Source organism: Streptomyces liliifuscus (genome assembly GCF_016598615.1).
In the GTDB taxonomy this organism is placed as follows: domain Bacteria; phylum Actinomycetota; class Actinomycetes; order Streptomycetales; family Streptomycetaceae; genus Streptomyces; species Streptomyces liliifuscus.
Map to the genome: position 1 here is coordinate 5491016 of NZ_CP066831.1, position 20182 is coordinate 5511197.

The 20182-nt window shown below is 68.6% G+C and carries 18 protein-coding genes and 2 tRNA genes; 15 read left to right on the forward strand and 5 right to left on the reverse strand.

Annotated elements, in window-relative coordinates:
- The first annotated feature begins 105 nt into the window (after positions 1 to 105).
- The 7 genes from gnd to JEQ17_RS23530 all read left to right on the forward strand — a co-directional run bounded on the left by gnd (position 106) and on the right by JEQ17_RS23530 (position 8855).
- The gene (gnd, locus tag JEQ17_RS23500) at positions 106 to 987 is read left to right on the forward strand and encodes a phosphogluconate dehydrogenase (NAD(+)-dependent, decarboxylating) (protein ID WP_200397063.1); all 882 of its coding nucleotides are present in this window, start codon (positions 106 to 108) and stop codon (positions 985 to 987) included.
- Between the two features lie 104 nt (positions 988 to 1091).
- A complete protein-coding gene (gene recF, locus JEQ17_RS23505) occupies positions 1092 to 2216 on the forward strand; it encodes a DNA replication/repair protein RecF (RefSeq protein ID WP_200397064.1) in 1125 nt (374 codons plus the stop codon).
- Positions 2213 to 2758 carry a DUF721 domain-containing protein gene (locus JEQ17_RS23510; protein ID WP_200397065.1) on the forward strand — a complete coding sequence of 182 codons (546 nt, stop codon included), beginning with the start codon at positions 2213 to 2215 and terminating at the stop codon, positions 2756 to 2758. Before recF ends, JEQ17_RS23510 begins: the two co-directional genes overlap by 4 nt.
- A 310-nt stretch (positions 2759 to 3068) precedes the next feature.
- Positions 3069 to 5129: a DNA topoisomerase (ATP-hydrolyzing) subunit B gene (gene gyrB / locus JEQ17_RS23515; protein WP_200397066.1), complete on the forward strand. Its 2061-nt coding sequence runs from the start codon at positions 3069 to 3071 to the stop codon at positions 5127 to 5129.
- A gap of 42 nt (positions 5130 to 5171) precedes the next feature.
- Entirely contained in the window at positions 5172 to 7772 is a 2601-nt protein-coding gene (gyrA, locus tag JEQ17_RS23520) for a DNA gyrase subunit A (RefSeq protein WP_200397067.1), read from the forward strand.
- Between the two features lie 18 nt (positions 7773 to 7790).
- A complete protein-coding gene (locus JEQ17_RS23525; protein ID WP_200397068.1) occupies positions 7791 to 8591 on the forward strand; it encodes a DUF3566 domain-containing protein in 801 nt (266 codons plus the stop codon).
- A 190-nt stretch (positions 8592 to 8781) separates the two neighbouring features.
- Positions 8782 to 8855: transfer RNA gene (locus JEQ17_RS23530), tRNA-Ile, on the forward strand.
- Between the two features lie 179 nt (positions 8856 to 9034).
- Here JEQ17_RS23530 and JEQ17_RS23535 read toward each other — a convergent pair.
- Complete coding sequence (locus JEQ17_RS23535; RefSeq protein WP_200397069.1) at positions 9035 to 9376, reverse strand: DUF6344 domain-containing protein; 342 nt, start codon at positions 9374 to 9376, stop codon at positions 9035 to 9037.
- Positions 9377 to 9702: 326 nt separating this feature from the next.
- Between JEQ17_RS23535 and JEQ17_RS50135 the strand changes: the two genes are divergently transcribed.
- Both JEQ17_RS50135 and JEQ17_RS23545 read left to right on the forward strand, forming a co-directional pair.
- Positions 9703 to 9831: a DLW-39 family protein gene (locus tag JEQ17_RS50135; protein WP_003999697.1), complete on the forward strand. Its 129-nt coding sequence runs from the start codon at positions 9703 to 9705 to the stop codon at positions 9829 to 9831.
- A gap of 267 nt (positions 9832 to 10098) precedes the next feature.
- Positions 10099 to 11532 (forward strand): hypothetical protein, encoded by a 1434-nt coding sequence (locus JEQ17_RS23545; RefSeq protein WP_200397070.1) that lies wholly within the window; start codon positions 10099 to 10101, stop codon positions 11530 to 11532.
- A 118-nt stretch (positions 11533 to 11650) separates the two neighbouring features.
- Here the strand turns inward: JEQ17_RS23545 and JEQ17_RS23550 are convergent, their stop codons facing one another.
- Positions 11651 to 13432, reverse strand: a complete 1782-nt coding sequence (locus JEQ17_RS23550) for a protein kinase domain-containing protein (RefSeq protein WP_200397071.1) — start codon at positions 13430 to 13432, stop codon at positions 11651 to 11653.
- A 130-nt stretch (positions 13433 to 13562) separates the two neighbouring features.
- Complete coding sequence (locus JEQ17_RS23555) at positions 13563 to 14114, reverse strand: helix-turn-helix domain-containing protein (protein ID WP_055613072.1); 552 nt, start codon at positions 14112 to 14114, stop codon at positions 13563 to 13565.
- Between the two features lie 182 nt (positions 14115 to 14296).
- Here JEQ17_RS23555 and JEQ17_RS23560 point away from each other — a divergent pair.
- The 4 genes from JEQ17_RS23560 (at position 14297) to JEQ17_RS23575 (ending at position 16756) form a co-directional block, all read left to right on the forward strand.
- Positions 14297 to 14369, forward strand: a tRNA-Ala gene (locus tag JEQ17_RS23560).
- Positions 14370 to 15022: 653 nt separating this feature from the next.
- Positions 15023 to 15181, forward strand: coding sequence for a hypothetical protein (locus JEQ17_RS23565; protein ID WP_200397072.1), 159 nt, complete (start codon positions 15023 to 15025; stop codon positions 15179 to 15181).
- Positions 15178 to 15828 carry a sigma-70 family RNA polymerase sigma factor gene (locus JEQ17_RS23570; RefSeq protein ID WP_325176277.1) on the forward strand — a complete coding sequence of 217 codons (651 nt, stop codon included), beginning with the start codon at positions 15178 to 15180 and terminating at the stop codon, positions 15826 to 15828. The genes JEQ17_RS23565 and JEQ17_RS23570 overlap by 4 nt, the downstream gene beginning before the upstream one ends.
- Complete coding sequence (locus JEQ17_RS23575) at positions 15812 to 16756, forward strand: hypothetical protein (RefSeq protein ID WP_200397073.1); 945 nt, start codon at positions 15812 to 15814, stop codon at positions 16754 to 16756. Before JEQ17_RS23570 ends, JEQ17_RS23575 begins: the two co-directional genes overlap by 17 nt.
- A 137-nt stretch (positions 16757 to 16893) precedes the next feature.
- Here JEQ17_RS23575 and JEQ17_RS23580 read toward each other — a convergent pair whose 3' ends face one another.
- Positions 16894 to 17607 (reverse strand): DUF5324 family protein, encoded by a 714-nt coding sequence (locus JEQ17_RS23580; RefSeq protein ID WP_200397074.1) that lies wholly within the window; start codon positions 17605 to 17607, stop codon positions 16894 to 16896.
- 338 nt (positions 17608 to 17945) lie between these two features.
- Here JEQ17_RS23580 and JEQ17_RS23585 point away from each other — a divergent pair, with 338 nt between their 5' ends.
- A complete protein-coding gene (locus JEQ17_RS23585) occupies positions 17946 to 18473 on the forward strand; it encodes a peptidylprolyl isomerase (protein ID WP_143641373.1) in 528 nt (175 codons plus the stop codon).
- Positions 18474 to 18616: 143 nt separating this feature from the next.
- Positions 18617 to 19513, forward strand: coding sequence for a rhomboid family intramembrane serine protease (locus JEQ17_RS23590; RefSeq protein WP_200397075.1), 897 nt, complete (start codon positions 18617 to 18619; stop codon positions 19511 to 19513).
- 370 nt (positions 19514 to 19883) lie between these two features.
- Here the strand turns inward: JEQ17_RS23590 and crgA are convergent, their stop codons facing one another.
- Complete coding sequence (gene crgA, locus JEQ17_RS23595; RefSeq protein ID WP_189841500.1) at positions 19884 to 20138, reverse strand: cell division protein CrgA; 255 nt, start codon at positions 20136 to 20138, stop codon at positions 19884 to 19886.
- Positions 20139 to 20182 lie beyond the last annotated feature (44 nt).

A 20182-nucleotide genomic window follows, 5' to 3' on the forward strand; every position in this document is an offset into this window, starting at 1 on the left:
CGTCTGAGCGGCTATGCCCACAGGTGTGCAGGAGCGTCCGGGTTTAGGCTCGGACGCAGGTACGAAAGTGCCCTCCTGCCACATCGCTAGTGAAGGAACAACCTGATGGAGCTCGGTCTCGTCGGCCTCGGCAAGATGGGCGGCAACATGCGCGAGCGCATTCGCCGCGCAGGCCACACCGTCATCGGATACGACCGCAATCCGGGCGTCGCCGATGTCCACAGCCTCGAAGAGCTTGTGGGCAAGCTCAAGGGTCCGCGTGTGGTGTGGGTGATGGTCCCGGCCGGTGCGGCGACCCAGTCGACGATCGACGAGCTCGCCGAGCTCCTGGAACCCGGCGACGTCGTCGTGGACGGCGGCAACTCGCGCTGGACGGACGACGAGAAGCACGCCGGGGAGCTGGCGGCCAAGGGCATCGGCTTCGTCGACTGCGGCGTCTCGGGCGGCGTCTGGGGCCTGCAGAACGGCTACGCGCTGATGTACGGCGGCGACGCAGAGAACATCGCCAAGGTCCAGCCCGTCTTCGACGCCCTCAAGCCCGAGGGGGAAGCCGGCGTCGGCGCCGTCCACGCGGGCAAGGTGGGCGCGGGCCACTTCTCGAAGATGGTCCACAACGGCATCGAGTACGCGATGATGCAGGCTTACGCCGAGGGCTGGGAGCTCCTGGAGAAGGTCGACTCGGTCACCGACGTGCGTGAGGTCTTCCGCTCCTGGCAGGAGGGCACCGTCATCCGCTCCTGGCTGCTCGACCTCGCGGTCAACGCGCTGGACGAGGACGAGCACCTGGAGAAGCTGCGTGGTTACGCACAGGACTCCGGCGAGGGCCGGTGGACCGTGGAAGCCGCCATTGACCACGCGGTGCCGCTGCCCGCGATCACCGCGTCGCTGTTCGCGCGGTTCTCGTCCCGGCAGGACGACTCCCCGCAGATGAAGATGGTCGCGGCGCTGCGGAACCAGTTCGGCGGCCACGCGGTCGAGAAGAAGTGAACCCGCCGAAGTGAGGTCGAAGTGAATCGGTCGGGTAGCCGGAAGAAGTAGTCCACAGGTCCGCACCGCGGATCCACAGCCCTGGGGGAGGTCGGCGAACGACCATGCACGTCACGCATCTGTCGCTGGCCGACTTCCGCTCGTACGCCCGGGTCGAGGTCCCTCTCGACCCGGGCGTCACCGCGTTCGTGGGCCCCAACGGACAGGGCAAGACCAACCTCGTCGAGGCGGTCGGCTATCTCGCCACCCTCGGCAGCCATCGCGTCTCGTCCGACGCACCCCTCGTGCGGATGGGCGCCGACCGCGCGATCGTCCGGGCCAACGTCCGGCAGGGCGAGCGTCAGCAACTCGTCGAGCTGGAGCTGAACCCCGGCAAGGCCAACCGCGCCCGCATCAACAGGTCCTCGCAGGTCAGACCGCGTGACGTGCTGGGCATCGTACGGACCGTGCTGTTCGCGCCCGAGGATCTCGCGCTGGTCAAGGGCGATCCGGGCGAGCGCCGGCGCTTCCTCGACGAGCTGATCACCGCGCGCTCCCCGCGCATGGCGGGCGTGCGCTCGGACTACGACCGCGTCCTCAGGCAGCGCAACACGCTCCTGAAGTCGGCCGCGCTCGCCCGACGCCACGGCGGCCGCACGATGGACCTGTCCACGCTCGACGTCTGGGACCAGCACCTCGCGCGCGTGGGCGCAGAACTGCTCGCCCAGCGCCTCGACCTGGTCGCCGCGATCCAGCCGCTGGCGGACAAGGCGTACGAGCAGCTGGCGCCCGGCGGCGGTCCCGTGGCCCTGGAGTACAAGCCCTCCTCGCCCGAGATCACCGGCCACGCGCGCGAGGAGCTGTACGAGCAGCTGATGGCCGCGATGGTGGAGACACGCAAGTCGGAGATCGAGCGGGGCGTCACCCTGGTCGGACCGCATCGCGACGAACTACTGCTCAAACTTGGCGAGCTGCCCGCGAAGGGCTACGCGTCACACGGCGAGTCCTGGTCGTACGCGCTGTCGCTGCGCCTGGCCTCGTACGACCTGTTGCGGGCCGAGGGCAACGAGCCGGTGCTGGTCCTCGACGACGTGTTCGCCGAACTGGACACCCGTCGCCGCGAACGCCTCGCCGAGCTGGTCGCCCCCGGCGAGCAGGTGCTGGTGACGGCCGCGGTCGACGACGACGTACCTGGCGTACTGACGGGGACACGGTTCACCGTGTCCGGGGGCACGGTGGAGCGCGTATGAGCGAGAACACACCGGAGCCGAAGCCCGAGCCGGCGAAGGGACCCGAACCCTCCGGCGTCGACCTCGCGCGCGTGGCCCTGCGCGCAGCGAAGGAGCAGGCACGCGCGCGTGGGGACGCGGCGCGGCAGAAGAAGCAGGCACGGCGCGGCGGTCTGCGCTCCGGCGCGCACGCCGACGGGCGCGACCCGATGGCGCTCGGCTCCGCCATCAACCGGCTCATCACCGAGCGCGGCTGGGAGGCCCCGGCCGCCGTCGGCGGTGTCATGGGCCGCTGGCCGCAGATCGTCGGCGACGACCTGGCCAACCACTGCGTACCGGAGAAGTACGACGAGGACGAGCGCGTACTGATCGTGCGGTGCGACTCGACGGCCTGGGCGACCAACCTGCGACTGCTCGCTCCGCAGCTGGTCGCACGCCTGAACGAGGACCTCGGGCACGGCACGGTGAGGCTGATCAAGGTGCTCGGCCCCGGGGGTCCCGTCCAGCGTTTCGGCCCCTTGCGCGCGCCTGGCAGCACGGGCCCCGGTGACACCTACGGGTGAGCCAGACCGGACGGTATGCCGTTCGTAGCGGGGGGTTGACACCTCGAAGCGCTGAGTGGCGCTCTGCGCCTCTTTGAGCCCGGGTCCACATATGGGGAGTCGGTGGAGACCGGTTCAGGGCGGCACATGCGGACTCAGGTACCGGCAAACCCCCATCACTGTCGGCGCTACCGGTAGACTGGAGGCTAATCCCGCCCCACTTGTGGGACGCACCGAGCAACGCTGACTAAGGCTTACCAACGCAACACGCCGCAGCCGCTCCGGCCACCCGCCGGGAGCTTGGCTTGTGCTGTGCCAGAAAGGGCGCTTCGTGGCCGATTCCGGCAACCCCAACGAGAACATCCCGTCCACCGACGCCGGCGCGAACGGCGGGGCCACATCCTCGAACGGCGAGGTCACGGCCTCGTACGACGCCAGCGCCATCACCGTCCTCGAGGGTCTGGACGCGGTCCGCAAGCGACCCGGCATGTACATCGGCTCGACCGGTGAGCGTGGTCTTCATCACCTTGTGTACGAGGTGGTCGACAACTCCGTCGACGAGGCGCTGGCCGGGCACGCCGACACGATCGAGGTCACGATCCTCCCCGACGGCGGCGTCCGCGTCGTCGACAACGGCCGCGGCATCCCGGTGGGCATCGTCGCCTCCGAGGGAAAGCCCGCCGTCGAGGTCGTGCTGACCGTGCTGCACGCGGGCGGCAAGTTCGGCGGCGGCGGCTACGCGGTCTCCGGCGGTCTGCACGGCGTGGGCGTCTCCGTCGTGAACGCGCTGTCCACCAAGGTGGCCGTCGAGATCAGGACCGACGGACACCGCTGGACGCAGGACTACAAGCTGGGCGTGCCGACGGCTCCGCTGGCCCAGCACGAGGCCATCGACGAGACCGGCACGTCGGTCACCTTCTGGGCCGACGGGGACATCTTCGAGACCACGGACTACTCCTTCGAGACGCTCTCGCGGCGCTTCCAGGAGATGGCGTTCCTCAACAAGGGTTTGACGATCAAACTCACTGATGAGCGCGACTCGGCGAAGGCCACGGTGGGCGCCGACGAGGCGGGTGCGGACGAGCCCGAAGAGGTCAAGACCGTCACGTACCACTACGAAGGCGGCATCGTCGACTTCGTGACGTACCTCAACTCCCGCAAGGGCGAGGTCGTCCACCCCACCGTGATCGACATCGAGGCCGAGGACAAGGAGCGCATGCTCTCCCTCGAGGTCGCGATGCAGTGGAACGGCGGTTACAGCGAGGGCGTGTACTCCTTCGCCAACACCATCCACACCCATGAGGGCGGTACGCACGAGGAGGGCTTCCGCGCGGCGCTCACCGGTCTCATCAACCGGTACGCGCGCGACAAGAAGCTGCTGCGCGAGAAGGACGACAACCTCACGGGTGACGACATCCGCGAGGGTCTGACGGCGATCATCTCGATCAAGCTCGGCGAGCCGCAGTTCGAGGGCCAGACCAAGACCAAGCTGGGCAACACCGAGGCGAAGACCTTCGTCCAGAAGGTCGTCCACGAGCACATCAGCGACTGGCTGGACCGCAATCCGAACGAGGCCGCGGACATCATCCGCAAGTCCATCCAGGCGGCCACCGCGCGCGTGGCGGCCCGCAAGGCCCGTGACCTCACCCGTCGCAAGGGGCTCCTGGAGACGGCGTCGCTGCCGGGCAAGCTGAGCGACTGCCAGTCGAACGACCCCACCAAGTGCGAGATCTTCATCGTCGAGGGTGACTCCGCCGGCGGCTCGGCCAAGTCCGGCCGCAACCCGGAGTACCAGGCGATCCTCCCGATCCGGGGAAAGATCCTCAACGTCGAGAAGGCGCGGATCGACAAGATCCTGCAGAACCAGGAGATCCAGGCACTGATCTCCGCCTTCGGAACCGGAGTCCACGAGGACTTCGACATCGCGAAGCTCCGCTATCACAAGATCATCCTGATGGCGGACGCCGACGTCGACGGACAGCACATCAACACCCTGCTGCTGACCTTCCTGTTCCGCTTCATGCGGCCGCTGGTCGAGGCCGGGCACGTGTTCCTGTCGCGTCCGCCGCTCTACAAGATCAAGTGGGGCCGGGACGACTTCGAGTACGCGTACTCGGACCGTGAGCGCGACGCCCTGATCGAGCTCGGCCGCCAGGCGGGCAAGCGCATCAGGGAGGACTCGATCCAGCGCTTCAAGGGTCTCGGTGAGATGAACGCCGAGGAGCTGCGCATCACCACGATGGACCAGGAGCACCGCGTTCTCGGTCAGGTCACGCTCGACGACGCCGCCCAGGCCGACGACCTGTTCTCGGTCCTGATGGGCGAGGACGTCGAGGCACGCCGCGCGTTCATCCAGCGCAATGCCAAGGACGTCCGCTTCCTCGACATCTGAGTCGGTCTCAGCTGACCGCGCCAGAAAGGATCTTCACCAGCAATGACCGACGAGACACCGCTTTCCCCCACCGGTCCGATCGTCCCTGAAGAGGGCGAGATCGCGCTGCGCGTCGAGCCCGTCGGGCTCGAGACCGAGATGCAGCGCTCGTATCTCGACTACGCGATGTCCGTCATCGTGTCGCGCGCGCTGCCGGACGTACGGGACGGTCTCAAGCCCGTCCACCGCCGCGTCCTGTACGCGATGTACGACGGCGGCTACCGGCCCGAGAAGGGCTTCTACAAGTGCGCCCGCGTCGTCGGCGACGTCATGGGCACCTACCACCCGCACGGCGACTCCTCGATCTACGACGCGCTGGTCCGTCTCGCGCAGCCGTGGTCGATGCGGATGCCGCTGGTGGACTCCAACGGCAACTTCGGCTCTCCCGGCAACGACCCGGCCGCCGCCATGCGGTACACCGAGTGCAAGCTGAAGCCGCTGTCCATGGAGATGGTCCGCGACATCGACGAGGAGACCGTCGACTTCACGGACAACTACGACGGCCGCAACCAGGAGCCGACGGTTCTGCCGGCGCGCTTCCCGAACCTGCTGATCAACGGCTCGGCGGGCATCGCGGTCGGCATGGCGACCAACATCCCGCCGCACAACCTGCGCGAGGTCGCCTCCGGTGCCCAGTGGTACCTGGAGAACCCGGAGGCCTCGCACGAGGAGCTCCTGGACGCCCTGATCGAGCGCATCAAGGGCCCCGATTTCCCGAGCGGCGCCCTTGTGGTGGGTCGTAAGGGCATCGAGGAGGCGTACCGCACGGGCCGTGGCTCCATCACGATGCGCGCGGTCGTCGACGTCGAGGAGATCCAGAACCGCCAGTGCCTGGTGGTCACCGAACTCCCCTACCAGGTCAACCCCGACAACCTCGCGCAGAAGATCGCCGACCTGGTGAAGGACGGCAAGGTCGGCGGCATCGCGGACGTCCGCGACGAGACCTCGTCCCGTACGGGCCAGCGCCTCGTCATCGTCCTGAAGCGGGACGCGGTCGCCAAGGTCGTGCTGAACAACCTCTACAAGCACACCGACCTGCAGACGAACTTCGGCGCGAACATGCTGGCGCTGGTCGACGGCGTGCCGCGCACGCTGTCGCTCGACGCGTTCATCCGCCACTGGGTGGCGCACCAGGTCGAGGTCATCGTCCGGCGTACGCGCTTCAGGCTGCGCAAGGCCGAGGAGCGCGCGCACATCCTGCGTGGCCTCCTGAAGGCCCTGGACGCCATCGACGAGGTCATCGCCCTGATCCGGCGCAGTGACACCGTGGAGATCGCGCGAGAGGGCCTCATGGGCCTCCTGGAGATCGACGAGATCCAGGCCAACGCGATCCTCGAGATGCAGCTGCGCCGGCTGGCCGCTCTGGAGCGCCAGAAGATCGTCTCGGAGCACGACGAGCTCCAGGCGAAGATCCGCGAGTACAACGCGATCCTGGCCTCGCCCGTGCGTCAGCGCGGCATCATCAGCGAGGAACTGGCCGCGATCGTCGAGAAGTTCGGCGACGACCGCCGGTCCAAGCTGGTCCCCTTCGACGGCGACATGTCCATGGAGGACCTGATCGCCGAAGAGGACATCGTCGTCACCATCTCGCGCGGCGGCTATGTGAAGCGCACCAAGACGGACGACTACCGCTCCCAGAAGCGCGGCGGCAAGGGCGTACGCGGCACGAAGCTCAAGGAAGACGACATCGTCGACCACTTCTTCGTGTCGACGACGCACCACTGGCTCCTTTTCTTCACCAACAAGGGCCGCGTCTACCGCGCGAAGGCGTACGAACTCCCGGACGCCGGACGTGACGCGCGTGGACAGCACGTCGCCAACCTGCTGGCGTTCCAGCCGGACGAGGCGATCGCCGAGATCCTCGCGATCCGCGACTACGAGGCGGCGCCCTATCTGGTGCTGGCCACGAAGGGCGGACTTGTGAAGAAGACGCCCTTGAAGGATTACGATTCACCGCGTTCGGGCGGCGTCATCGCGATCAACCTCCGTGAAACGGAGGACGGTTCCGACGACGAACTGATCGGTGCCGAGCTCGTTTCGGCAGAGGATGATCTGCTTCTGATCAGCAGGAAGGCCCAATCGATCAGGTTCACGGCGACGGATGACGCATTGCGTCCCATGGGCCGTGCGACCTCGGGCGTAAAGGGCATGAGCTTCCGTGAGGGAGACCAGCTGCTCTCGATGAATGTTGTTCGACCCGGTACGTTCGTGTTCACTGCCACAGACGGCGGGTACGCGAAGCGGACCGCTGTTGACGAGTACCGCGTCCAGGGTCGCGGTGGCCTGGGTATCAAGGCCGCCAAGATCGTCGAGGACCGCGGTTCGCTCGTCGGCGCGCTGGTGGTCGAGGGGACCGACGAGATCCTCGCCATCACGCTGTCGGGCGGTGTGATTCGTACGCGAGTCAACGAGGTCAGGGAGACGGGCCGTGACACCATGGGCGTCCAACTGATCAACCTGGGCAAGCGCGATGCCGTCGTCGGTATCGCTCGAAACGCCGAGGCCGGTCGCGAGGCCGAGGAAGTCGACGGGGTGGTCGACGACTCGGACGAGGTCGAGACGGTCGCCGGCACGGACGAGGGCGATCAGTCCTCGGACGAGTAGCGCGAGGAGTGAGTCATCGTGAGCGGAGCCACGGGCGCCGGTTCTACCGGTACGGAAAAGGACGGCGGCCGTGGCCCCGCCACGGAGGCGACTGACTCCCATGACTCTCATGGATCCCAGGGGGGAACTGTGACGGACACCAGAGGCCCGCAGACGCCGCAGTACGCGGCGGGCGCGGCCCCAGGCTCGCCGGTGCCTCCGGGCCCGGCGCCTTCCCCGGGGCCGGGACCAGCCCCGGGCCCGGCGGCTCCGGCGGGCCACGCGCCTTCCGTGGGCCACGCGCCGCCCGCCGGCGCGGCGGCACCGCCGCCTCCGGGATCGCCGCTGCCGGGGGAACGGCAGCCGCAGCAGACCGCTCAGCCGTATCACCCGCCGCAGGCGTACCCGGCACAGCAGACGGCCACCGGCGCTGTCCGCAGGCCGCGCACCGGGGCCCGTACGACTCCGCGCACGCGCAAGGCGCGTCTGCGGGTCGCCAAGGCCGACCCGTGGTCGGTGATGAAGGTCAGCTTCCTGCTCTCCATCGCGCTCGGCATCTGCACGATCGTCGCGGCCGCGGTCCTGTGGATGGTCATGGACGCGATGGGCGTCTTCTCCACGGTGGGCGGCACGATCTCCGAGGCCACCGGCTCGAACGAGTCCAACGGCTTCGACCTGCAGTCCTTCCTGTCGCTGCCGCGGGTGCTCATCTTCACGTCGATCATCGCGGTCATCGACGTCGTCCTCGCCACCGCGCTCGCCACCCTCGGAGCGTTCATCTACAACCTCTCCGCGGGCTTCGTCGGCGGTATCGAGCTGACGCTCGCCGAGGATGAGTAAAACGTTGTCGTAACCGCTTCCTGCTTGGAGCGCATCCCTTGTCGGGGATGCGCTCTCATGCTGTCCAGGGACGCGTTGTCACGCTGTCCGGGCAGGCTGGAGCGGGGCTCGGATACCGATTTTGGGACTGACCCCGTCGTGCGCTAATCTTCAGAGGTCAGCGCGCGGGACATACACCGCAGAGCGCGGCGGGGCTATAGCTCAGTTGGTTAGAGCGCATCCCTGATAAGGATGAGGCCACAGGTTCAAATCCTGTTAGCCCCACACTGCGAAGACCCCCAACCAGTCCTGGTTGGGGGTCTTGTCGTGTGCCCGGTGTGTACGCAAGTTCGCCCCGGACGTGAGGTGTGTGAAAGGTAATCGAGCGACGTAGAACGAGGTCTACGTAGAGGCTGATTTACGTGAAGAGGGTCTACGTAGGGGCCTGTTCGTCGGCGCTCGGCCTACGTCCGGTCGGTGCAAGGGGCGGCGGAGTCCGCCGCGGGCTCCTCCTCGTCGGAGGCCTCGTCCGTGTCCGCAGGCGCGCGGTGGCGGCAGCTCGGCGAGGAGCCGTGGGCCTCGGCGCGGATGCGTTGCTTCATGGTGGGGGGCAGGGAGCGGGAGTATGCCCACGCCCAGGCGGCCGTCGTCGGGAGCGTCACGGTCGCGGTGCTGTTGCGCGGGCTCTCCGGCTGCTGTACCGGTGTGGCCGCGCTCGCCGTCGTGACGAGTCCGAGCGTCGTGCACAGTGCGATGAAGGCGGTGACGACCGCGTTCCACAGCTTCATGACCCTGATCTTGGCCATGGCCCCTCACTTTCAGGTTGGGCGATTTGCGTACTTTCCTCATGATGTGTATGGCGGTCGGGAAGTGGTGGACCTGCGCCCGTGGCGCGTCGATCTTCGGATGAACACCACCCGGATGGACCCAAGAAGCAAGAAAAGCGAGGAAAGGCAGCAAAAGTCACAGTGTGTGGTGACTGTTCACGTTCCGAAGGGAGGGCCGTCGTCCGGTTCTACTGGTGTGTGCCGTGCGGGAGTTGGCGGCCGACGCAGGTCACCGATCGGTATCGGCCGGTGTGTATAGTCGGGCGGCAGAAGTCCCCTACGCCAAGGAAAGACGAGGTCGCGCGGTGAAGAAGCTTCTCCTGGTCGCACTGGCCGCCATCGGCGGGCTCCTCGTGTACCGCCAGATCCAGGCGGATCGCGCCGAGCAGGATCTGTGGACGGAGGCGACTGACTCCGTGCCCACGGGTTCGTGAGTATCGACGACAGTCTCAGTACAGACCCCGGCCGCCTCGCGGTCGGGGTTTTGTGTTGCCGGAGCGGGCCGGAGCAGGTCCGGGGCAAGAGCGTCGTGGACGTCACAGGAAGCGCTTGCGTGGCCGAACAGGGGGTGGCGCGGCGGCCGGAGGGGCAGGATGGTCGAGGCTTCACGGACGTCCGGGACTGCGTCGGGACAGCGCCGACACCGGTCCGCGGACGCCCGGTGACTGACGATCCGGTGCTACGGCGAGGGGTGGCGCGTGATGGGGCGGCGCACGGCACGGTGGCGCGGCCGTACGGTCCTGGCCGGAGCGGCGGCGCTGTTCTCGGCCGTGGCCCCGGCGGGACAGGCGACGGCGGCCGGCACTCCCCCTCCGTACCGCTTCGCCGCCGGCGCCGAGCAGGTCGAGGGCGCGACGGCACCCACTGATGCCGTACGGCTGACACCCGGCACGACCTATCGGAGCTCCGTCGGCGACAAGGGGAAGCTCTACTACGGGCTGCGGCTCGACGCCGTCTCCACGGCCTATGTGTCGGTCACCGCCGTCCCCAAGGCGGGGACGAAGGCCGTGTACTCGGACGGCATCAAGGTGTCCCTGCAGGACCCCAATGGCAACAAGTGCTTCTCCGGAGACGCCGGTGCCGCCAGGTTCGGGCCCACCGAGAGCCCACGGCCGATCACCGCCTGGGCCTCGCGCAGGACCGGCCCCGGCACGTACACCTGCAAGAGCGCGGGAGCGTACTCCGTGCTCGTCGAGCGCATCAGCGGTGCCGGGTCCTCGCCGGACGACTGGGAGCTGGAGCTTCGGTACGTGTCGGAGCCCGCGCTGAAGAAGGCCGCTTCGACGGCTGCCCCCGAGGCGTGGGACTCCGCCTCGCCTCAAGCGGTCGACGGCGTCGCCAGGACTCGTAGGGGTGGTACGAGCTTCAACGAGGCGCGTTCCCTGGAACAGGGCGTCTGGAAGGACGGGATCCAGGCCGGGCAGACGCTCTTCTACCGCGTTCCCGTCGACTGGGGGCAACAGATCTACGCCACGGCCGAACTGGGCTCCGCGAGCGGCGACGGGTTCCTGGGCAACGCCCTCGGTCTGTCGCTCTACAACCCGGTGCGCGCGTTGGTGGACGACGCCGGCACCGGGTACGACGGCAGGGCGAAGTCGGCCACGCTGGAGCCGCTGCCCCCGGTCGCCTACGAGAACCGGTACGACGTCGACGACCAGGTGAGCGGCATGCGGTTCGCGGGCTGGTACTACCTGGCTGTGCACCTCGGTGCGGAGATGGCCGACAAGTTCGGCGACGGGCCGTTCGACCTGACCCTGCGTGTGCGGGTGAGCGGTACGGCCGGGGCACCGGCGGTGTACGACGGGACCGCCGCGCCGCCCGACGTGTTTGACGTGACCGCGGGGGACAAGGCCGCGGCGTCGAACGGCGCTGCGGCGACCGGCGGCGACGGGGGACCGGACGGGAACACCGCGATGAAGGCGGTGGCCGTAGGCGGGATCGGCGCGGGGACCGTGCTCGTGCTGGGACTCGTCATGTGGACCGTGGTCGCACGGAGGCGGGTGGCGGTGGCCGGAGCGGGGGCGGCCGGAGCGGGGTCGCTCGGCGGTGGTCCCGGAGAGGGGTCAGCGCCTGTGCCGTTCGTTGGGGGGCCGGACGCGCGGTCGCGGGAGTACGGGCCGCCGCGAGCCTGGTAGGTAGCCGGCCTGGCAGGTAGCCGGCCTGGCAGGTAGTCGACGTAGTCCGTGGGTGGTTCGCGGCCCGGCTGTCACGGTGGTTCGTGGTGCGGCCGCCACGGGTGTTTCCCGGTCCGGCTCAGATCTGCGTCAGCGCCCAGAACCCGACCGCGAAGCAGGCCAGCGCGATCAGGAGCACCGGAACCGCCACCATCGCGGGCGGCCCCGGCCGTCGTTGCGCCCGCCTGGCGCGATGCCGCGCAACGGGCTGCGGCTGAGGTGGAACCCGAACGTCTTGAGCGGTGTATGAAGCAGTAGAGGCGAATTCGTGCGGCTGGGGCGGCGACACGGGGGTCGTGGCCGAGGGGTGAGCGGCCGAGAGGTGCGGTGCCTGGGGGGAGAGCACGTGAGTGGGGTCGTACGGCAGCGACGGGGAGTAGGCGGGGTTCGGGCGCGCGAGCGACGTGGGGGGAGTGGGGGGCTGCTCGGGCTGTGGTTGCGCCTGTGCCTGTGGGTGGGGGTGTGGCTGAGAGCGGGGCTGGGCCTCGGGCTGGGGTTGGTGCCGCTGTACGGGAGAGGTGCTGGTCCGGAGCGGAGGCGGGGGCGGCATGGGGAAGCCTCCGGTGTCCGACACCGCGGGGGACTGAGGGGGGACGGGCGAGGTCGAGGGCGGTGGTGGTACGTCGCCGGGGGTGGGACTGGACGGTACGGCGCTGCTGCGGGGGTGGGGAGGAACAGCGCCGGGGGGAGGCATCGGCGGGACGGCACCCGTGCGTGTCTGGGGCCAGGCCGTATCTGTGTGGGCGTCTGGAGACACTCCACCGGGGAAGGCTTCGGGAGGCGTGCTCGGCTGCGGGGATACGGCTCCCGCGGGGGCCTCGGACGGAGTGGTGCCCGCGGATTGCGCCGCACGGCCCTCCGTGGCTGTCCGAGCGCCCGGAGACGCGACACCGGACTGCTGCGACGGCGTCGCGGTGCCCGGGCCCTGCCGCTGAGGCGCGGTGTCGAGAGCCTGGGCGCCCCCGGACGCGGCCGTGGTCGTCAGAGGGCCCTGAGGGCCGAACTCGGCCGGAAGCGGGCCGAGTTGGTCGAAGATCTCGATCAGCTCGTCGTCGGGGCCGGGCTCAGGGAGGAGCTCCCTGGCCGCGGCGAGCGCCTTCCGTGCCCCCGTGGAGGTGCGGAACCGCGCCTGTGGGTCCGGTTGGAGCAGAGAGGCCACGATCTGCCACAGCGGCTCGGGAATCCCCTTCGGGGCACCCGGTGTGCCGTGGGCCGTGAAGTGGTCGACCAGCGCCTTGGCATCGGGCTTGGCGCCCTCCAGGAGATAGAGGGCGACCAGGCCCACCGCGAAGAGGTCGGCGGGGAAGTCGGGCTCCGCGCCGAGCAGCTGCTCTGGCGCGAAGTAACCGGGCGTCCCCACCACGTAGTTGGTCTCCGTCAGGCGGGGCTCGCCCAGCCGCATCGAGATGCCGAAGTCGGACAGCCGCAGTCGCGGACGGCCCGTTCCGGTCGCTTCAAGGAGAATGTTGGCGGGCTTGATGTCCCGGTGCACGACCCCCTCCGCGTGCACCGCGGCGAGCCCTGCCAGCAGCTGGTCGAGCAGGGTGCAGACGAACGCCGGCGGCAGGGGACCGTAGTCCCCGATCAGGTGGACCAGCGAACCGCCGCCGACGAGGTCCATGGTGAACAGGACCTTGTCGTCGTCGGCGGCCCAGCTGGCGGGCGCGAGCACATTGGGGTGGTCGATCCGCAGTGCCTGCTCCCGCACGAAGCGCAGCAGCGAGTGCGCGTCGCTCTGCTGGAGCACCTTGGCGGCCACATACCGGCGCCGCCGGTGGTCCCAGGCGCGCCAGACGGCACCGACTCCCCCGCGTCCGATCGGGTCGACCAGTTCGTACCGGCCGGCGAAGACCTCACCCATGGTCGTGCGTCGCTCCCCCTTCGGCGGTCGGTACGGCGGCCCTTCCGAGGTGCCCGGCTGCCTGGCCTCCGGTGACCGGCAGGCCCAACAGGACTGCGGCTACCGGGTGTTCGGCGGCCGGGCGGTGTGCTCAGCTCTGGTGGGACTGGTAATGGGCGACCGCGTCCGAGGTGCGGCCGGCTCCGTACACCCGGAGGAACTCTGCCAGCTCCGGGTGGGTCGGGGCGAGAGTGTCGGCCGCCTCGATGATGTCCCCCGCGGCAGCGACCGAACGCAGCAGTGACTGGATCTCGCGCACCACACGCTTGACCGTGGGCGCACCCCCCGAACTGGTCGTCGACTGCGTGGTGTTGCTGAGCACCGAGCCCCCTTGCGACTTCTTGATCTCGTCCATGCGCTCGGTGGCCTCGGCAGCGCTCACACTGCCGTCCGCCACCTGCCCCGCGAGGTCCTGCAGCAGTTGTACGCGCTGGACCACCGCAGGGTTCCCGATCTTGGCGCGCTGGCCGCTCATCAGCTGCGAGAGCATGGGCGCCGACAGGCCGAGCACTCCGGCGAGGCGTGCCTGATTGAGCCCCAGATCATCTATGAGCCTACGGAAGAGCGCCCCCAACGGCTCCCCGTACCAGTTCCGCTGCAGCTCCCGGGCTCTTGCGGTTGCTTCCTGCTGTGCGGCGTCCATTCGCGTCTCCCCATCGCTTCCCCAAGTACCGTGGTTCGCTGTAGCGAACCACGTCGAGCATCTTACGGAGAGTGGTCGTTCGCGGGGACCCCCAATCTTTTTGCGGGATACCCGGGGTGACCCGGTACTCTGGTCTGCGGCGCTGCTCAGAAGGGGATCCTTCTGGCAGATGCCTCCCTTCCGGGGCCTTAGCTCAGTTGGTAGAGCGCTGTCTTTGCATGGCAGATGTCAGGGGTTCGACTCCCCTAGGCTCCACACGAAGAACCCCCTCCGATCTGCTTATTAGCAGGTCAGAGGGGGTTTTCTTGCGTCGTGGGGCGTGCGGGCGGGGAGGCGGGGATCTGTGTCCCGGGGGACTCCTGGGGTGTCCGGGCCGTCTCGCGGTGGCGGCATGAGCACCGCCTGCCCTCGCCCGTCGAGCCATTCGGCTTCCGGTCCTTGAGGGGCGGTTCCACGCCGGTGCGGGGTCATCAACCGGTGTGAGGCGGCCGGGAATTGCCCGTCTGTCCTGTGGTGACGTGGCCTCGTCAAGCTCGCTGCCCCTGCTCCCCTTGTGCGCCGGAGCGCCACAGGGGGTGTGCGCGGTGACGTGCGTCACAAGAGGAGAGTTGCGATGTTTGCAATCGTTTGCGCAAAGAGGGGCCCGGTTCCGGGGTGCGGTGGTCGCCGTGCAGGTGGCCGAGGTGGCGTGGGGGTGGCGCGTAGAAGTCGTGAAGGCTTGCGTGAGCTGCTGTGAACGAAGGTACGTAATCAGAAGACTGCGCTCCGTTAAGAAAGTCTGTGCGGGTGTTGCACGCCTGGCCCGTTGCAAACGTCATCGTGAACGGAGGGCGTAAAACAGGCGCCCTTCCGAGGCCGCCAGAAACGTCACGAGGCCTCGCCTTCTGTAAGGAGAGGCAAAACCGCACGTGAATCTGGACGTTGCCGACGATGTGATCCTGGCGGTGCTCGCCCTGCGGGTGTTCGGCCGTGACGTGCTCGGTCTGCTGCGCCGTGTGGCCGCGGCCGGCGTTCGGGCCGGTATCAGCGAGATGCGGCGAGAGAGCGGTACGGAGGGACAGCCGTGAGTCAGGAACTTCCCCGAGCCGCGACCGGCGCACGGCCGGTGAGGAAACTGCCGCTGGATTTCGAGGCATTCCACCGGATGTACCGGCCGATCTACGTGCACTGGGCGGAGATCCGGCTGGGCAGCAGGGCCGATGCCGAGGAGGCCGTCGACGCGGCCTTCGAGAAGTTGCTCAGGGCCTGGTCCACTGTCCTGACCAAGGAGAATCCGACCGCGTACGCCTGGCGCGTGCTCAGGCACACCACCATCGACTTCTCCAGGGCCCGGGACCGCCGTCCGGCGCTGATAGGCGAGGCCGCCTTCGAGACGGTGGCGCTCAGCCAGGCGGTCGACCCCATAGGCCAGTTCGAGGAGAGCCTCAGTCTCTACGAGGCGATCGGACAACTGCCGCCACGTCAGATGGACGTCATGCTCCTGCAGTTCGGCCAGGGCTTCACCGTGGAGGAGGTGGCGGCCGCACTCGGGATCACCCCGGCCGGCGTACGCTCCACCGTCCGCCACGCCAGGCGACGGCTGGAGCACGCGTACGGGGTCAAGAGGCGACTTGAGGCCCCGCGGCATGAGAGCGCCGCACAGGGCGAGGGCGAATGCGATGGCTTCGCGCGGAGCGAGAGCGAGGAAGGGCATGCCGATGACATCGCACATTGACGAGCTGCTCGCCCGCGCCAGGCTGCGCCGCGAGCCCTACACCGCGGCCGACATCGAGGCGGGCGCCGCCCGAGTCGCCGCCCGGGCATCGGCGCGACGGGACACACCAGGGGAACGCCGCTGCCCCACGCGTCACACCCACAACGCCTCGGAGCCGACTGATGCAGATCCGGTAGGTGAGAGCGTCCTCGGCAAGAACCCGGGCGAGAGGAAGGCGGCCGACGAGGCCCTCGCCGACGAACGCTCTCCAGACAGAGGACAGGCCCGCGAGGGATCGGTGGACGAGAGCTCCGCCGCCGACGATCTCCAGACCCTCTGCGAGACCGTGATCACCCACACCGGAGCCCTCGCCGACCTCCGGATCTTTCTCGCCCGGGCACTGCCCGAACCGTCCGGGGCCCGCGTTCTGGGGTGCATGCTGCAGCTCTCCGAGCGCGAGGAGTCAGCCCGATTCTGGTGGCAGTACGCCGCCGGGGCCGGCGACCCGGCCGCCAGTTACTGCCTCTATCTGCACCACCGGGCCCTGGGCGAGCACGGAGCAGCCGACTGGTGGCACACCCAGCACAGCCAGACCGACGCCGTGGCCGACGCGGAGGCCGGAGTCGAGGTCGAGATCACCACCACGCTGCGCATCCTCCGCGCGCTCAAGCCGGATGACTCGCCCGTGCCCGAACCGGTCAACGCCGTCCTGCACTACGTGCCCGCTGCCGTCGCCTATGTGGACGACGACCTGGACCTTCCCCTCCCCGACCCCGACTTCACCGACCGCATCAGAGCTCTCACGGCCCTCACGGCCACGGCCCCCGCCTCTTCGACTCCGACCGCACCGGTGGTCGGAGGTTCGGCGGAAGCCCCCCGCCGTACACGCAAGCGCAAGCCTCTGCCGGAACGCAGGCGCCCGCGCCGCACCGCACCCGGCTCCACGTAAGCCCGGCTCCACGTAAGGCCGGTTTCACGTGAAACGGGAACGGGGCTGGTTCCACGTGAAACATCGTGGGGGCAGGAGGCACCGGGCCTCCTGCCCCCACGATGTGAAGTCCTACGGCGTGATGTCCTACGGCCGGGTCAGCCGCGGTCCTTGTGCTCCGCAGCTTCCGCCTCGGCCTGCTTGGCCTGGACCTCGGGGTCGAGGTCGTCCTGACCGCTGCCGTCGACCGCGGTCAGGTGGCCGCCCTCCGGGACCTCCGTGGCGGCGGGCGGTTCGACCAGCCAGTCGGGGTTGGCCTGCTTGTCCCACCACTTCCAGGCGGCGAAGGCGCCACCGGCCAGGATGCCCAGCACGGCGAGACCCTTGGCGAGGCGGCCGACCCTGGCCCGCCGCTCCTGCTTACGGACCAGCTTCTCGACCTGCTTGGCCGAGACCTGACCGCGCAGCGCCGCCAGTGCCGCCACACTGCGGGACGTGGCCTCCTCGCGAACGGGGCCGGCCGCGACCCTGGCCTGCTCGATCCTCGGCCGGGAGTAGTCCGCCGCCTGCCGCGCGGCCTTGCGGGTACGGACGGCTGCCTCGTGGGCCGCCTGGTCGACCTTCGGCGGCACATGTGTCCGCGCCTGCTCAAGACGCGGGGCGAGATGGGCGTCGTACTGCGTGCGTGCCTGTTCAGCGGCCTGGAGAGCTGCGGCCGACACCTTCGGCGCGAGCTTGACGCGTGCTTCGTGCGCGTACTGCGTGGCGCGGTCCCTGGTCGTGTCGGCGTAGGGCGCCACCACTTCCGCGGCGTGCCGCACGCTGTCCTTTGCCGACTCGGCCGCTGCGCGCACGCTGTCCTTGCGGGTCACGGGATCCTCCTCCTCGGTGGCGTACATGGGGGCTTGGGGCCATCCCCCAGCAAGTCACAGTTCACCTTTCCACCCTTATCCGGATCATGCCTGCCGGAGAGCTCCGGGGCATGCGAGGGCGGGCATCCGGGTCATGAGAGCCGACTCCGGGCGTACTCGGGGCAATAACTGATCAATACGGTGCAACGGGAGCTTGCCACGACAATGTCACGGATCCATGGACTGTGCGCCGCTTTGGTACGAAGCGGTTGAAGCGGTCGGGAGCGGCGGTGACGGAGGACTGGCGGCGCGGTCCGTGCGAGGATCGGGGAGTCACAAAGGACAACGGAAGGCAGATCGTGGCTGAGCAGCTTTACGCCACCCTGAAGACCAATCACGGCGACATCGAAGTGCGGCTCCTGCCGAACCACGCGCCCAAGACGGTCCGGAACTTCGTCGAGCTCGCCAAGGGCGAGCGTGAGTGGACCAACCCGGCCACGGGTGCGAAGTCCACGGACAAGCTCTACGACGGCACGGTCTTCCACCGGGTGATCAGCGGATTCATGATCCAGGGCGGTGACCCGCTGGGCAACGGCACCGGCGGTCCCGGCTACGAGTTCGAGGACGAGTTCCACCCGGACCTCGGCTTCGACAAGCCGTACCTGCTGGCCATGGCGAACGCCGGCCCGGGCACCAACGGCTCCCAGTTCTTCATCACCGTCTCCCCGACGGCCTGGCTGACCCGGAAGCACACCATCTTCGGCGAGGTGAGCGACGGGGCCAGCCAGAAGGTCGTGGACGCCATCGCCTCCGCGCAGACCAACCCGCGCACCGACCGCCCGGTCAGCGACGTGGTCATCGAGTCGGTCGTCATCGAGACCCGCTGAACCGAGGCCCCGGAGGGAATCCAGGCCCCTCGGAGGAAACCGAGAGAGGCCTCCCGCAGGGAACCAAACGCCCCGCCCATCCGTAAGGATGAGCGGGGCGGTGCGTTGCGTACCAAATGCGTACAGAGGATGAGGGGATCCCGATGGACCAGGCGCCAGGCAGCCCGCAGGAACCACAGGGTGCCGCGAGCCTGCCCACCTGTTACCGGCACCCGGACCGGGAGACCGGCATCCGCTGCACGCGCTGCGAGCGACCCATCTGCCCCGAGTGCATGATCAGCGCCTCGGTCGGCTTCCAGTGCCCGGAATGCGTGCGGACCGGTTCCGGGACGGGCCATGCCCCCAACGCCGCCCAGCCCCGCACCCTCGCCGGCGGCACGGTCACCTCGGATCCCCGGCTGATCACCAAGATCCTCGTCGGGCTCAATCTCGCCGTCTTCCTGGTCCAGCTCTCCGTGGGCGACCGCTTCACCGACAGCTTCGACCTCATCGGCCGCGCTTTTGTGCCGATCCTCGGAACCGTCGAGGGTGTCGCGGAGGGACAGTGGTACCGGCTGGTCACGGCGATGTTCCTGCACGGCAGCTATATCCACATCGCCTTCAACATGCTCAGCCTGTGGTGGATCGGCGGCCCTCTGGAGCAGGCTCTCGGCCGCGCCCGCTATATCGCCCTGTACGCGGTGTCCGGCCTCGCCGGCAGTGCGCTCACGTATCTGATCGCCGAACCGAACCAGCCGTCGCTCGGCGCATCCGGAGCGATCTTCGGCCTGTTCGGCGCGACCGCCATCCTCATGCGGCGGCTCAACTACGACATGCGCCCGGTGATCGCCCTGCTGGTGATCAACCTGATCTTCACCTTCGGGTGGAGCAACATCGCCTGGGAGGCCCACATCGGCGGCCTCGTCGGCGGTGTGGTGATCGGCTATGCCATGGTGCACGCGCCCCGCGAGCGGCGCGCGCTGATCCAGTACGGCGTGTGCGGACTGGTGCTGCTCGCGGTTGTGGTCATGACACTCGTGAGGACCGGCCAGCTCACCTGAGCCGATCAGCCAAGCCCACCCGAGTCGAGCCGCTCAGCCCGTCCGAGAGGCAAGCTTGACCCGCCTGAGAATCCCGCGTGAGCCCACGTTGTCCACAGACCGTGGCGGATCTTGTGCATGCTGTGTGGGAACAAGTGTGCCCCCTGTCCCTGACCTGGGTTTCCCCAGGCGGGACAGGGGGCGAACGCACTTGCGGATACCGGTAGGTCAGTCACACCGGCGTCAACACCGGATGGGTTATCCACAGATCTTCAGACCTATCCACACTGTGGAAACCCTTGTGGATAACTCAGTGGACAACTTGGGCCACGGCTTGCGGGCACAGGCTTGGAGAAGCCCTGGTACAGGCTCCCGACACCTTATGGCCGCGTTACTTCCACTGCGTGGAAACGCCGAATCCCGCCGCGATGAAGCCGAAGCCCACCACGATGTTCCAGTTGCCCAACGCGTCGACCGGCAGTGAACCGTCCGTCACGTAGAACACGACGATCCAGGCGAGGCCGATGAGGAACATGGCCAGCATGACCGGGGCGACCCAGGCACGACTGTTCAGCTTGATGTTGGTCGCCTGCTTCGCCGGGGGCGGCGTGTAGTCGGCCTTCTTGCGGATACGTGACTTCGGCACGAGGGTCTCTCCTGTCGATGCGCTGCGTGGCCGCGCAGGGAACG